Annotated in this window: 12 protein-coding genes and 1 pseudogene; 9 read left to right on the plus strand and 4 right to left on the minus strand. The window is 39.3% G+C overall.

Annotated features, from left to right (window positions below; genetic code table 11):
• Positions 1-19: 19 nt before the first annotated feature.
• Entirely contained in the window at positions 20-412 is a 393-nt protein-coding gene (locus CBF35_RS06115) for a MerR family transcriptional regulator (protein ID WP_126779150.1), read from the minus strand.
• A gap of 107 nt (positions 413-519) precedes the next feature.
• Here CBF35_RS06115 and CBF35_RS06120 point away from each other — a divergent pair, with 107 nt between their 5' ends.
• Positions 520-1,371, plus strand: a complete 852-nt coding sequence (locus tag CBF35_RS06120; protein ID WP_126779152.1) for an aldo/keto reductase — start codon at positions 520-522, stop codon at positions 1,369-1,371.
• A gap of 88 nt (positions 1,372-1,459) precedes the next feature.
• Here CBF35_RS06120 and CBF35_RS06125 read toward each other — a convergent pair whose 3' ends face one another.
• Positions 1,460-2,677, minus strand: a complete 1,218-nt coding sequence (locus CBF35_RS06125; RefSeq protein WP_126779154.1) for a dicarboxylate/amino acid:cation symporter — start codon at positions 2,675-2,677, stop codon at positions 1,460-1,462.
• A gap of 362 nt (positions 2,678-3,039) precedes the next feature.
• Between CBF35_RS06125 and allC the strand changes: the two genes are divergently transcribed.
• From allC to arcC, 8 genes and pseudogenes are all read left to right on the plus strand, one after another.
• Positions 3,040-4,272: an allantoate deiminase gene (gene allC / locus CBF35_RS06130; RefSeq protein WP_126779156.1), complete on the plus strand. Its 1,233-nt coding sequence runs from the start codon at positions 3,040-3,042 to the stop codon at positions 4,270-4,272.
• A gap of 15 nt (positions 4,273-4,287) precedes the next feature.
• Positions 4,288-5,535, plus strand: coding sequence for an MFS transporter (locus CBF35_RS06135; protein ID WP_126779158.1), 1,248 nt, complete (start codon positions 4,288-4,290; stop codon positions 5,533-5,535).
• Between the two features lie 25 nt (positions 5,536-5,560).
• The gene (gene allE / locus CBF35_RS06140) at positions 5,561-6,346 is read left to right on the plus strand and encodes a (S)-ureidoglycine aminohydrolase (RefSeq protein WP_126779160.1); all 786 of its coding nucleotides are present in this window, start codon (positions 5,561-5,563) and stop codon (positions 6,344-6,346) included.
• 20 nt (positions 6,347-6,366) lie between these two features.
• Positions 6,367-7,434 carry an ureidoglycolate dehydrogenase gene (allD, locus tag CBF35_RS06145; RefSeq protein ID WP_126779162.1) on the plus strand — a complete coding sequence of 356 codons (1,068 nt, stop codon included), beginning with the start codon at positions 6,367-6,369 and terminating at the stop codon, positions 7,432-7,434.
• A 27-nt stretch (positions 7,435-7,461) separates the two neighbouring features.
• Entirely contained in the window at positions 7,462-9,228 is a 1,767-nt protein-coding gene (gene fdrA, locus CBF35_RS06150; protein ID WP_126779164.1) for an acyl-CoA synthetase FdrA, read from the plus strand.
• Positions 9,228-10,496 (plus strand): annotated as a pseudogene (locus CBF35_RS06155) (YlbE family protein). The gene fdrA and the pseudogene CBF35_RS06155 overlap by 1 nt, the downstream one beginning before the upstream one ends.
• A gap of 17 nt (positions 10,497-10,513) precedes the next feature.
• Positions 10,514-11,365 carry an oxamate carbamoyltransferase subunit AllH family protein gene (locus tag CBF35_RS06160; RefSeq protein ID WP_126779166.1) on the plus strand — a complete coding sequence of 284 codons (852 nt, stop codon included), beginning with the start codon at positions 10,514-10,516 and terminating at the stop codon, positions 11,363-11,365.
• Positions 11,331-12,263, plus strand: coding sequence for a carbamate kinase (arcC, locus tag CBF35_RS06165; RefSeq protein ID WP_126779168.1), 933 nt, complete (start codon positions 11,331-11,333; stop codon positions 12,261-12,263). Before CBF35_RS06160 ends, arcC begins: the two co-directional genes overlap by 35 nt.
• Positions 12,264-12,303: 40 nt before the next feature.
• Here the strand turns inward: arcC and CBF35_RS06170 are convergent, their stop codons facing one another.
• Complete coding sequence (locus CBF35_RS06170) at positions 12,304-13,143, minus strand: alpha/beta hydrolase (RefSeq protein WP_126779170.1); 840 nt, start codon at positions 13,141-13,143, stop codon at positions 12,304-12,306.
• A gap of 92 nt (positions 13,144-13,235) precedes the next feature.
• Positions 13,236-14,873, minus strand: a complete 1,638-nt coding sequence (locus CBF35_RS06175) for a PucR family transcriptional regulator (RefSeq protein ID WP_126779172.1) — start codon at positions 14,871-14,873, stop codon at positions 13,236-13,238.
• Positions 14,874-15,004 lie beyond the last annotated feature (131 nt).

Here is a 15,004-nt window from a genome sequence, read left to right on the forward strand (position 1 = left end):
ATTTATTAGGAAAGAGCCGTTACCAATTATTAGGATTGGTTCGGTCAGCCTGCTTCCCTGCTAGAACCTCCTCGTAATACCGTTGTTTACTTGCTAAAAAATCAGCACATTCTTGAACTTCAGCTAATTTTTCAGCAATAATTTCTTTTTGCTTTAAAATGATGTCGTAACGGTCGAGAGTTGTTCCTTCCCCATATAAACATAAGGCAACATATTTTTGAAGAAGTTTAATACTCATGCCGCTGCGTTTTAAATTTTTAATACCTTGCAACCAGTTGAGGGCTTGTTCGCTGAAGAGTCGATTGTTATGTTCATCCCGTTCGACTGGGGGAACAAGGCCGATATCAGTGTAATAACGGATAGTATGGTAACTTAAATCGAGTTTTTGTGAGACTTCTTTAATTGTATACATGAGACACCTCCACTTTACGCTTGCCCTCGAGTTACTCGAGGGTCTTATACTAAGAATAGCTTAAAAATAACTTTTTACAAGTGATTAATAAAAATGGAGGTCAGAAGATGGAAAAAGTACGATTAAATAATGGGGTAATGATGCCAGTTTTAGGGTATGGGGTTTTCCAAATAACTGAAGTGGGTGAGACGAAAGCAAGTGTTTTACAAGCTATTAAGCATGGCTATCGCTTAATCGACACCGCAGCGTCATACTTGAATGAAGGGGAAGTCGGCGAGGCTCTGAAAGAGAGTGGCATTCCGCGAGAGGAACTCTTTATCACAACAAAGTTATGGGTTCAAGACACGGGTTATGAAGCAACTAAGGTAGCATTTCAGCGTTCACTAGCCCGGTTACAAGTCGATTATTTGGACCTTTATCTTATTCACCAGCCCTTTGGTGATGTTCATGGTTCTTGGCGGGCCTTAGAAGAATTATACCGAGAGGGAAAAATTCGAGCAATTGGCGTCTCTAATTTTCAACCGGATCGTTTAATTGATTTAATCAGTTATAACGAAATTATTCCGGCCATTAATCAAATTGAAGTGAATCCTTTTCACCAGCAAGATGAGGCTTTAGCTTTTATGGCAAAAGAGCAAGTGCAAGGAGAAGCTTGGGCACCTTTCGCCGAAGGTCAGCAAGGGATGTTTACTCAGCCTGTACTAATTGAGATTGGTCAAAAATATCAAAAGTCCCCAGCTCAAGTGATTTTAAGATGGTTACTGCAACGGCAAATTGTCGTCATTCCAAAGACGGTGACGGAAAGTCGCATGATCGAAAATATGCAAGTCTTTGATTTTCAGCTATCTGAAACAGAGATGACTCAGATTAAAAGCTTAGATAAGGGAGAGAGTCAGTTTTTTGATCATCGAGACCCAGAGATGTTAAGACAGATTGTGCAGAGGAAGTTAGATATATAAAGGGGAGTATTACTAAAGGAGTTTAATAGACAAATAAAAAAGGATTAACAGTGAGGAGGTTGACTGTTAATCCTTTTTATTGTGGACATCAAGACAAAATTTCTCGATTAATGCCATTTTCATCTTTGGCAATTAATAAGGCAATGGTAGTATCACCGGCAACGTTTGAAAGGGTGCGGAACATTCCAGAAAACCAGTCGATACCTGCTAAAAGGGCAATTCCTTCAACGGGGATCCCCATACTAGGAACAACAATCGCCAAAGCAACAAGACCGCCACCAGGCACAACGACAGTCCCTAAAGTTGCCAAGGTAGCCAATAAGACAATATTAGAAATTGCATAAATATCTGTTGGTAACCCATAGACTTGGCTTAAAGTGATGCAAGCAACGGCTAAAAAAGTAGCTAGTCCATTACTATTTAAGGCAAGACCTAAAGGTAAGACTAATTTAGTGATTTTTTTTGAAATACCTAATTGAGATTCAGCATCAGCCATAGCTACAGGTAAAGTGATGGCTGAGCTAGTCGTTGTAAAGGCGACTAATAACATTTGTTTCATTCGTTTAGCTATTAAAAATGGAGAAATTTTAGTATACATACCGACAAAAATGAACCAAACGATTAAAAAGGCCAGTGTGGCAATGCCAAAGGTTAACAGGAATTTTCCTAGGGGCAGAATAACTTTAAAGCCAATTGTACCAGTTACCCAAGCAATCAAGGCAAAAACCCCAAATGGCGCCAGCCCCATAATTAAAGTAACCATTTTGATGATAATTTTATTAAACTCTTTAACCCCAGTTAAAAAACTGGAAGAACCCTTTTCTTTATTAATAATACTGACAGCAATACCAAAAATAGCGGCAAAAATAATAACTTGAATCATGTTAGCTTCAGCCATCGATTTAAGGATATTTGTAGGAAAAAAATCAATTATAAGTTCAGAGATGGTCATGCTAGGAGCGGGTGTGATTTGACTCGTCGTTTCAGCTAAAGACAAACCTTTCCCAGGTTGCAAAAGTAGTGCAAAGATAATCCCAAAGGCAGAAGCTAACAAGGTTGAAAACATGAACCAAGCAAGGGTTTTTAAACCTAACTTGCCTAAATCTTTTGGAGTGAGGCTACCAACGGCTTCAATTACTGCTCCCATTACTAATAAGACAACAGACATTTGAATCAATCTTAAAAAAATATCGCCAATGGTTTTAATCGGGGCGATGCTTTCCCCAAAATAAAGACCGACAATCATTCCGATAACTAACATAATCATAATTTGATTAGTTGTCCCTAGGCGTTTCCAACGTACCATTTAAAACATCCTTTCTAGTAAGCTTTGTCAATTTGCTAATCAGTAAATATAGGCTTAAAATAACAATAACATAAAGCGCTTTCAATTAGATATAATTGAAAGTGACAAAGCGTTTAAAAAAATTGTTCAATTTAACTAAAAAAACCAAAAAAAAATTTAAAATAAGCGGTTTTTAGCACAAAGAGTCCCAGGAGAGTGGGGTCAACCAAAGGAATTGTCTGTGAAACGCCTTTTGGGCACAATGGCCAAATGAGAGGGGCTTTTTAGTGTTATTAACTAATGAACTAGAAATAGAAAAGGCTTACAATTTAAGGGTAGTAATGATTAGTTGCGAAGAAAAAGTTAAAAAGGAGTGAAAAAGCATGGCAGAGTTAAAGACAGTCGTTGCAGAGGAAGTCAAATGGTTATCGGGAATTGGCGCTGATCCAACTGGTGGGACAACCCGTTTGCTTTACGATCAACAGTGGCGAGAGGCCCAAAAAGGTTTAGTCGAAAAGTTTCAAAAGATTGGTTTAACTACAAGCTTCGATGCTGTTGGTAATTTGTTCGGTAAGGTTTCTGGGACTGAGTATCCCGATGAAACAATTATGACAGGTTCTCATGTTGATACAGTTGTTAATGGTGGAGCTTTAGATGGCCAATATGGGATTGTTGCAGCTTACATAGCGATTGAGCATTTGTTAAAAAACTATGGTCAACCAAAGCGGAATTTAGAAATTGTCTCAATGGCAGAAGAAGAAGGAAGTCGCTTTCCTTATGCTTTTTGGGGCAGTAAGAATATCTGGAGAATAGCGAATAAAGCAGAAGTGATTGAGGCCCAAGATAATCAAGGGATTAAGTTTGTTGATGCCATGCATGAAGCAGGCTTTGATTTCCCAAAGGAAGAGGAACAGTTACGTCAAGACATCAAAGCTTTCGTTGAAATCCATATAGAACAAGGTTCGGTTCTTGAAAAAACAGGCAAACAAGTTGGGGTCGTCACAAGTATTGTCGGGCAAAAACGTTACAACATCACATTAACGGGTGAATCCAATCATGCTGGGACAACGCCGATGGGGTATCGCAAAGATACTGTTTACGGCATGAGCAAGATGATTAATGAAGCAATAGAAAAAAGTTTAGCTTTTGGTGATCTATTAGTCTTAACTTTTGGTCACGTCTCAGTTCAACCGAACACCGTCAACGTTGTGCCAGGGAAAACCGTCTTTACTATGGATTGCCGTCATACTGACCAAGCCGAATTGATTAGTTTTACAGCAGAAATTGAAGCTGATATGCAAGCAACGGCAGCTGCATTAGGTCTCACAATTGAAATTGAGAACTGGATGAATGAAGCGCCAACGCCAATGTCAAAGGAAATTGTCACAGTCTTAGAAGCAGCCTGTCAGGAAGCTAACTTAAATTTCCAACTTATGCATAGTGGGGCAGGTCACGATTCTCAAATTTTTGCTAATTATGTTCCAACAGCAATGTTATTTGTCCCAAGTATTGGTGGAATCAGTCATAACCCAGAGGAAGCAACCAAGCTTGAAGATTTAGTTGAAGGTGTGAAAGCCTTAAGTGCCTCATTGTATAAATTAGCCTATGAAGCTTAGAGAAGGAGCGAAATAATGGAAAATAGCAGCGTAGCACCACAAGAAAAAGGTTTACAGTACTGGCAAAAAGTAATCATTATGTTATGTCTCGGGTGGGTGACGATTTGGATTTATCGGTCGGCGCTTACGCCTTTATTTCCGGAAATTCAAGCAACGATTGGTAATTACACGAATACTCAAATGGGCTTGATTTCAAGTTGTTACTTCTTCGGATATACTGGCATGCAAATTCCCGCTGGCATCTTAGTTGATAAATTAGGCAAAAAAACAGTGTTGATTCCAGGCTTTCTCTTATTTGCTGCCTCAGCCTTCTTTATCTCAACTGCTGCTTCAATCACAACGATTTACATTGGGAGTGTATTAGCAGGAATTGGCTGTGGCTCTTACTATGGGGCTGCCTATTCACTGTCTTCAGAAAGTATTCCAACGGAACGTCGAGCATTGTCTACAGCAATTATTAATAGTGGTTCTGCTGTTGGAATGGGCTTCGGTTTGATTGGTTCTAGTTTAATCGTTAAACAGCTAGGAATGCCTTGGCAAACGATGATGTATATTTGTGTCGTCGCAATTTTAGCGATGGTGGCAGTTTTTGCACTTGTGATTAAACCAGGTTACGTTGCACCAGCTTCAACGACACATGAGAAAGTTGAAACAACGTCACAGCCTCAAGGCAAAGTCAGTGTTAAGCAATTATTCAGTTTGAAAATGATTACTGCTTATCTTTTATATTTTGGAACGTGTTACGGCTATTACATGGTAGTTACTTGGTTGCCGTCCTTCTTACAAGAGGAACGTGGGTTTCAAGGGTTGGCGATTGGTTTTTCTTCAGCCTTAGTCGCGTTTGCAGCCATTCCAGGTGCCTTATTCTTTAGTCGCTTATCAGATAAAAACCGGGATAAAAAAATTAGTTTTATTTTTCTTTTGGAAATTGCGGCGGCTTTAATGCTCTTACTGACAGTCTTAGCCCCTTCTTCAGGGATCTTATTAGTTGCCTTGATTTTATATGGCTTACTAGGGAAATTAGCCGTTGAACCAATTATTATTTCATATATTGCAGATAGTGCATCAAAAGAAAGTTATGGAACAACTTTTGGCGTCTTTAACTTTTTCGGAATGAGTTCTTCGGTTATCGCGCCAGCCTTAACAGGTTTTATTTCCGATAATACGGGCTCCAAGATTATGGGCTTTTATATTTCAGCAGTTATTTTAGTTATCACGACTATTCTATTTGTAATAACTAATCGTAAAAAACTAGCAATTTAAATCAGATGTGAAAGAGGGATTAACAATGGGCTATAAAACAAATGAACTAGGTTACCCAAAAGATATTTTAGCTTCAAGAGCAGTGATTGAAAGAGGCAATTTTGCCGTGATTCCTCCCCAAGGCTTAGTTAAAAACACATTACCTAATTTTGAAAACTGTGAAATGACAATTATGGCAACACCAAAATTAGGAGCGACATTCGTAGATTACTTATGTCGAGTCTTACCAGGTGGCGGCAATCAAAAGGGGTTTGGCGGTGAGGGGATTGAAACGTTTATTTATGTCTTAACTGGTGAGTTAACCGTCACAGTTGGCGAAGAACAGTTTGAATTAACTGAAGGGGGTTACGTTTATTGCCCCCCAACAGAAAGCTTGATTTTTGAAAATAAATCAAAGGAAGAGACAGAAACCTTTTTATATAAGAAGAAATATCAAGCAGTCACTGGTTATCAACCTTATACAGTTGTAGGTAATTCAGCTGATGTTCAAGGCGAAGCGTATGAAGGGATGACGGATGTAGCCTTTAAAAATTTATTGCCAACGGATTTGAATTTTGATATGAACTTTCACATCTTAAGCTTCGCCACAGGTGGTTCTCACGGCTACATTGAAACTCATTATCAAGAACATGGTGCCTTGCTGTTAAGCGGGGAAGGTATGTATAACTTAGATAATCATTGGCTACCAGTTAAAGCAGGCGACTATATTTTCATGGGGGCTTATAATTTGCAAGCCTGTTATTCAGTTGGTCGCAATGCCCCTTTAAGTTACCTTTATTCAAAAGATTGTAATCGAGATGTCGAATTATAGTAGTTGGAAAGGAAGCCATTATGTCAGAAGAATTAGTTTATTTAAAAACCGCTGAATTAGAAGGGCTCATTCAAAAAAAACTCGAAAAAGCAGGACTAGACTCTGAACAAGCCACCGAGGTAGCTCGTCACTTGACCTATGCTGATTTAAGAGGGGTCCACTCTCACGGAGCAGTGCGAGTGGAGTATTATGCGGAAAGAATCGCTAAAGGTGGTACGACGATTAAACCAGCCTTTCGTTTTGAACAGACAGGTCCGAGTACTGGCATTTTTCATGCCGATAATGGGATTGGTCATGTGGCTTGTCGAGAAGCCTTAGAACATAGTATCAAGTTAGCGAAAGAGTCAGGTGTTGCTGTCGTTGGTGTTTCTAAAATGGGTCACAGTGGGATGTTATCATACTACGTTGATTTAGCTGCCCAAGCTGACTTAGTCGCTTTGACGGTCTGTCAATCTGATCCGATGGCGGTGCCTTTTGGTGGGACAGAACCGTATTTTGGAACTAACCCAATTGCTTTTAGTGCACCAACAACAAGTGACCGTCCAATTATTTTTGATATGGCCACAACGGTTCAAGCTTGGGGGAAAATTTTAGATGCTCGCAGTAAAAATCAAGAAATTCCTGAGACCTGGGCAGTAGATAGCCAAGGGCAACCAACAACAGACGCCAACCAAGTCCAAGGGTTATTACCGATTGCTGGTCCAAAAGGCTACGGCTTGATGATGATGGTTGATATATTATCAGGCTCATTATTAGGATTGCCCTTCGGTAAACATGTTAGTTCAATGTATGCAGACTTATCAACGGGCCGTAATCTAGGCCAACTATTTATTTTAATCAACCCGGAACACTTTACTAATATTGAAACTTTTAAAAGTAATTTAACTACAATGATTGCTGAATTACATGAAAATCAACCTGCCCTAGGTGTTCAGCAAGTTTACTATCCAGGAGAATTGTCAGAAATCAGGTTTCAAAAACATCAGGCAGAAGGGATTCCCATAGTCAAAGAAATTTATGACTACTTAAAAAGTAATGATATTCATTACAATCGGTACGACCATAGTGATGCCTTCGCCGAGAAGTGATGTTAAGGAATGAGAGGAAGAGAAAATATGTTGCAAACACTTATCATAGAAAACAGTTATCAAGATTCCGTTGTCTTAATGTTATTAACTAGTAAATTAAGTCAGTTACCTGAAGTTACCCGAGTGTCAATTATGATGGGAACCCCAGCCAACAAAGATATTTTAGTCGCTGGTGGCTTTGATACTCCCGAATTAAAAACAGCTTCTGCCAATGATATGGTTGTTATGCTAGAAGTTACTAGTAGTGATCAAGTTGCTGAAATAATGCAAGTCGTTGAGAGCGAATTAAGTAATCAAAAAGAAAATAGCGAAGTAGTGTCAGAAAAAATCAACTCTTGGGAAAAGGCATTGAAGAATGAACCGGAAGCGAATGTTGCTTTGATTTCGTTGCCAGGAGAATATGCCGCATTAGAGATTGAACAAGCGTTAGATAACGACTTACATGCCTTTGTTTTTAGTGACAATGTTCCGCTTGAAGAAGAAGTTCGTTTAAAGCGTAAGGCTCATGAAAAAGGCTTACTCGTAATGGGTCCTGATTGTGGAACAGGCATCATTCATGGTCTACCTTTAGCCTTTACAAATAAGAATCGCCAAGGTCAGATTGGTGTTATCGGGGCTTCGGGGACAGGTATCCAAGAAGTCACGACTTTGATTCACCGTTACGGTCAAGGGGTAACTAATGGGATTGGCACTGGTGGTCGTGATTTAGCAACAGAAGTTGGGGCGATTTCAATGATTGATAGTATTGTCGCGCTAAATGCCGATGAAGAAACACAAGTGATTGTCGTTATATCCAAACCACCAGCAGCGGAAATTGCTGAAAAAGTCTTGAATGTCTTACGGAAAGTCACAAAACCTGTTGTCACTTTGTTTTTAGGTGCCAAACCGACTTATCACGAGGAAGGTCTGTACCACGCTTACACTTTAGAAGAGGCCGCTCAATTGGCAACTAAAATTATCGAAGGCGAGGAGATTAGTTATACTCCTGCACCAGTGAAACAGCTGCCATTAATGACGGAATCTCAGGGGATTAAAGGCTATTATTCTGGGGGAACATTAGCTTATGAAGCAGCTTTCTTACTAGCTGATAGTTTAAATTTAAAACATGGCCAAAGCCCAGTCGGTTATACATTAAAAGCAGGCGATCATGAAATTATTGATTTAGGTGATGATACTTATACCCAAGGGAAACCTCACCCTATGATTGATCCAGAAATCCGAATTGCTAAAATTCAAGATGTTTTAGCAGATCAAGGAACGGCCGTTGTTCTTTTTGATGTAGTCTTAGGTTATGGCGCCCATCCAGATATGGCAGGTGCGTTAGTCCCAACGATTAAAACTGTTTTAGCAGAAGCGGCAAAAGAACAACGCCAACTAGCTTTTGTAGCAGTCGTTGTCGGAACGGCGGAAGACCCTCAAAACATGGCACAGCAAATCAAGCAGCTAACTGAGATAGGTGTGACAGTCTGCGAGAATAATGTTCAAGCTGTAAGAACAGCTTTATCAGTCATTGGAAAGACTATCGAATTCATTGAAAAACCACTACAAGCAAAAGCAGTCAGTTCTTTAGCGAAATTACCGACTGTTTCGAGGAGTTTAGCCGAGCTAATTAGTCAAAAACCGGTAATTATCAATCTTGGGTTAGCAAGCTTTGCTGATGCCATTAGCGAAAATGGTGGCAAAGTCACTCATTTTGAATGGCGTCCCTCAGCTGGTGGCGATGTTGAGCTCCAAAAAACGCTGTATTTCTTAAATCACTATCAGTTTAATGACGTTACTCAGGAGGTAAACTAATGAATTATAAAACAATTGATGAAGCTAACCAAGGAGTAATCACTAAAATTATTCAATCAGCCCCCTTTTTACTTGATGTCGTCCCTGCTAAAAGTGTCATTCCTGAGTTGTCATAAAAAATGCTCTTACATGCTGGACCGCCAATTACATGGGCAGAGATGACTGAGCCAATGCAAGGCTCTTGTATCGGCGCTGTCTTATTTGAAGAGTGGGCAACAACTGAAGACCAAGCCCGCGATTTATTAGCTACGGGGGAAATCGCTTTTGCCCCGTGTCACCACTACGATGCTGTTGGTCCGATGGGTGGCATCACCTCAGGGAATATGCCTGTCTTCGTTGTTGAAAATAAAAGCGATGGTAATCGAGCGTACTGTACGATGAACGAAGGAATTGGGGCAGTTTTACGTTTTGGCGCGTATTCTGCAGAAGTGATCAACCGTTTGAAATGGATGTCAGAGACGTTAGCGCCAGTCTTGAGTCAAGCCTTAAAAAGGATGCCAGAAGGGTTAAATGTCAATGTCTTAGTTGCTAAAGCGATTGCTATGGGCGATGAATTTCATCAACGAAATATCGCTGCGTCCTTGGCATTTTATAAAGAAGTCGGTCCGATTATTACTGGCCTACCGATTTCAGCCCAAGAGAAACAAGAAGTTTCAAGCTTTTTGGCTGAGACAGATCAATTTTTCTTGAATATTATGATGGCAGCAACCAAAGCTGTCATGGATGGCGCCCGCATGATTGAAGCAGGGACCATCGTAACAGCGATGTGTCGTAACGGCCAAGAGTTTGGCATTAGAATTAGCGGCATGGGTGACCAATGGTTTACTGGTCCAGTAAATACACCTCAAGGGTTATATTTTGCCGGGTATAGTGGGGAAGACGCTAATACGGATATTGGTGATTCGGCGATTACTGAAACCTTTGGTGTAGGTGGTATGGCAATGATTGCCGCACCGGCTGTCACGCGGTTTGTAGGTTCAGGTGGCTTTCATGATGCCTTGAAGACAAGTAACGAGATGGCGGAAATTTGTCTAAGCCATAATCCTAATTTCCCAGTGCCAACTTGGGATTTTAAAGGAACTTGTTTAGGGATTGATGCCCGTTTAGTCGTTGAAAAAGGTATTACACCAGTTATCAATACTGGTATTGCTCATAAAAAAGCCGGCATTGGCCAAATTGGTGCTGGAACAGTCCGACCGCCATTAATTTGTTTTGAAAAAGCAATCACAGCCTATGCCGAAAAATTAGGTATGAAGGTAAGAGACTAAAAGTTGAGGTGTGTGTCATGTACCAACCGGTGATGATTGGTAACTTAGTGAAAAAATACTTAAAAGAGCAACTGCAGTTGAAAATCCACAGTCAATTTAACCATGGCTTTAATTTACAACAAGGAAAGCAATTAATTTTTATTGGTGATGACCAAAAAGGCAGTGTCCCTTTTGGTATCCATTTAAAACTAGTTGATCTGCAAAGGCTTCAAGAAAATTTAACAGATAAGCTAATTGTAGTGTATCAAAGAGAAGCCCTTTATTTCGGCGATCAGTCAATCGACTTAACTCAGAGTCACAGCAGTATTACTGAAATCGAAGAACTTGATCCAAGGAATATTACGTCCATATTAAGTGAGTTTGAAAAGTTTGAAAAAGGCGCAGGTCTGGATTTTTTAGCCTTACTTAAGTGGCAGGAATTAGCAACAGGCTTACTTGCTGATAGTAAAGCTGATTGTCAAAAAATCGAAGAGTTTATTTTGAAATTAATCGGTGCTGGTATCGGCCTTACACCAGCTGGGGATGATTTTTTAGTAGGGATTTTAGCAATCAATCAAAGTTATTCCTTTCTGGATAGTATTTTTAAAGAGACTCTGGAATCATTGCTGGGAAAAGAGCTGACGACTGATGTGTCGATTAGTTATCTAGAGGCTGCTTTAGAAGGTAGCTTTAGTTCAGGGGTACTAGGAGTCATAAAACAGTTGCAGTCAGGGGATGTCACTGAGGCTTTAAACAAATTAAGTCAGTCTGGTAGTTCTTCGGGGTGTGATACTATTATGGGAATGTATTGGGCTTTAGTCCAAATTAACTATTTACAGCATAGGGAGATAAAAAATGAGAAAACGTGTAGTATTGGCACTAGGTGGTAATGCGATTTTACAGCCTGGTCAACTAGGAACTTATGAAAACCAGCAACAAAATATTGAAATTAGTAGCGCCAGCATTGCAAAGGTTATTAGAGCAGGGCACGAACTAGCAATTGTCCACGGAAATGGTCCCCAAGTAGGTCAAATTTTACGCCAGAACGAATTAGCTCAAGCTGAAATTCCAGAACTGCCATTATCAGCTTGTAGTGCCGAGTCTCAAGGGTTGATTGGTTATATGCTCCAACAATCATTAAAAAATCATTTGCCAGAGAAGAACGTCGCAACAATTTTAACGATGACAGAAGTCGATGAAAATGATCAAGCCTTTAAGCGACCAACTAAACCGATTGGCTCATTTTATAGTGAGAGTCAAAGTCAGCAATTAACAGATGAGAAAGGGTGGGTCATGGGTGAAGATGCCGGTCGAGGCTATCGACGGCTAGTCCCATCACCAGCCCCAAAAGGAATTGTTGAAGTGGAAGCCATTAAAAGCATGTTAGAAGCAGGAATGGTTGTTGTTTCGACAGGTGGCGGCGGGATTCCTGTTATTCGCAAGGAAAATAATCAGTTAACAGGAATTGCCGCCGTCATTGATAAAGATGCTTCAGCTTTAAGACTTGCAAAAGATATTGTGGCGGATGTCTTGATGATTCTAACAGATGTCCCAAACGTGTATATTAACTATGGTCAAGCGAATCAAGAAAAGTTAACGACAATTTCCTTAGCAACGGCTGAAACTTATTATCAGGAAGGTCATTTTTCAGAAGGCAGTATGGGACCTAAAATGGCAGCTTGTATTGAATTTGCAAAATTAGGTAAAACAGCGATTATTTGTTCTTTGTCAGAAGCTGTCGAGGCACTAGCCGGACAGGCAGGGACAAGAGTGGAAGGTCTAGCATAAAAATAAGGGAAAGTGATTGAATTCACTTTCCCTTATTTTTTTACGCTAACCAGCTAATTAAGTTAGCGTAGATAGTTTGCGCCAGGGGATTACGGCTGTTAGCATCAAAATCGTGTGGTAAATCGTCGACTAACTTAAGACAAGCATCAGGAATTAGCTGAGCCATGTGCTGAGTAATTCTGACAGGAACGTCTTGATCATTAATGCTACTTGCTAAAAAACTTGGTGGTAATTGAGCCAGTTCACTATTAGATAAGCTGAAATCGGCTAAATTTTGATTGCTCCCGAGGGCTTCTTGACCCCACTGGCCAGTTTGGCGATAAGCTAAATATAAGGGAAAGCGCTCCTCAATTCTGGCAGAAACAAGGGGGTGTTTCTTAATTAATGGTTGAATCGTCATAAAAGATGGAGCTGGATACTTGTTATAGTAAGAGCTAGGCAGAGTTAACTCAGGGTCACGTAAATCATAATAGCCATAAAAAAGAATCAGTCCTTGAGGTTGTGGTAAAGACCGGTTTTTTGTTAGGAGCAAGGCAAGATAAGCCCCAGCAGAACGACCAAAATAATAAAAAAGCTTAGATGATAGGCCGAAGGTTGCTTGAGCCTCAGAGTAAAACCAAAGGATCCCTTGAGATAAACAGTCAATTAGTTTTCTAAGACGGACTTCAGGAACAAAAGGATAATCAAAAGTGATCAATGGATGACCAGCAGCCGTTAATTGATGGATATAAGCAATTGGTAAATCATCCCGTTGACCATAGATTAAGCCGCCACCATGAAAGTAAAGAATAGCAGGTTTAGTAGTCGTAGTCAGGCTAGGGTAATAAGTTAAGTTCAATGGTAAGTTATCTAAGTAAGTGTAAGTCACAGTTTGTGGCATAGCTCCTCCTAAAATTAAGGCATAAGCTTATCATAAAGGAGTTGAGAGCAAAGAACATTGGCCAAAATAGCTAAAAAAAGCCTGAAGCTTGTTTACTGTTGATTTTCAGAAAGTTCAAGAGCTAACCTTAGATTTAAACTAGTCTCAGGTGCGTTAATCGTAACTCCTAAGATTGTTTGACAGTTATCAATTCGGTATTTCACAGTATTTCGATGAATAAAGAGTTGATTAGCTGTTTTAGTAATTTCGCATTGATTATCAAGAAACGTTTTCAACGTCTTACGTAATTCCTGATGCATTGGGTCTAAAGGGTATGCGAGTTCTTTTAGTAAATTGCGGCAAAAATAGTTCGCTTCGTCAGTTTGGATAGTTTCGAATAAATTTAAGATACCTTTCGGTCGATAAAATAAAACGGTAGGCTTGTTAAGTAGTTGTTGGCGTTCCTCAAAAGTAATTTTAGCTTCGATTAACGAAGTTGAAATAGCCCCTAAGTTATCACAAGGTTGCCCACAAGAAAAAACGAGTTTGGCAGGGAAAGTCTGGGCCAAGGTCTTTGCCAAATTAGTTAAATGCGTAGTGAGTAATTTAGGCGAAATGTCTTTTTGTAAAATGATGACTAGTTGATGCTGATTTTTCTCAGGAAAAACAACTGAATCAGCTAATAGGTGTGGTAATTTTTGATCGAGCCAAAGATAAGCTAACTTCATTTTTTCAGCCGTTAATTTTAAATGACTCGGATTGAGATTATCGTCACTTAAACTGACATAGATAACTTGATAAAAAGGCGAAAAACGAATGCCGAAATTGGCATCATAAGTTAACCATTTCTTTTGAGACGTTTGATTGTTCTCAGGTCGTTCAATCAAATTTAAAAAATAATCGCTTTTAATTGATTTTTGGGATTCAGCGACTTTGTCATTTTTTAAAAGAGTGAAACTTAAGACAAGTAAAGCTTGCTCAATGGCAAATTCAGAAACGGGATAAGGAATTTTTTCTGGTGAGAGTATGATTAAGTAATAAGGGAAATAACTATTACTTTTTATGGGGTAAATCGCTGTTTCAACTTTGGTACTGCTATTAAGGTCAACAAAAAGGCTACCTTTTTCAGTCTCAGGATGAAAGGCTTGCTGGTTATTAAGTTGTTCGATCAAAGGGGTAGCTGGTTGAGCATAAGACTTCCAATCTTTTGATGAAGCAACAACTTCTTTAAAAGGGTCAACTAAAATAATCGGACACTTAACAATCGTTCCAAAATCTAAAATTATTTTTTCAATTGAAGCATCGTTAATGATTAAGGTAGAAAATTGTTTTTGGATGTCTAAGGCATAACTTATTTGTTCGGTTTTAGATTGATTGATAAAAGAATTGATTTTTTGTAAGACACCCCCTAAAGGTTTAGTGCTTGGAATTAGCACTAAGGGAAACTTTTGGCTATTGGCGTAGGCAATTACTACAGGATCAATCTCATCGATAAAACGGCCGACTTTGATACCAATGCCAGAGCATCTAATTTTAACTAAAGAGTCTATTAACGTAATTAACTCAGCTTGCTTGTCTTTATAATACATAGCAGTCGTCAATAAAAAGGTTTCACTAGATGTAAAGCCAGCTATATCTGGTGTTTCAGTTATTTCAACACTAGTAACGGTTAATGACGTATCACAATTAGGAGTTAGTAATTCTAAATCAGAAAATCGGGGAGCGTCTAAAATATTTGCTAAGCTAGTCATTGAATCCACCTCATTCTTATTATAGGCATATTATAATACACATCCCCTAATTTTGATACGAATTAAAAACTAAAGGAAGCTACGAGAATTATTTTGTAAGTCCACCAAAAAAGGACTATAATAATTAATAG

Source organism: Vagococcus salmoninarum (assembly GCF_003987495.1).
GTDB classification, from domain to species: Bacteria; Bacillota; Bacilli; order Lactobacillales; family Vagococcaceae; genus Vagococcus_D; species Vagococcus_D salmoninarum.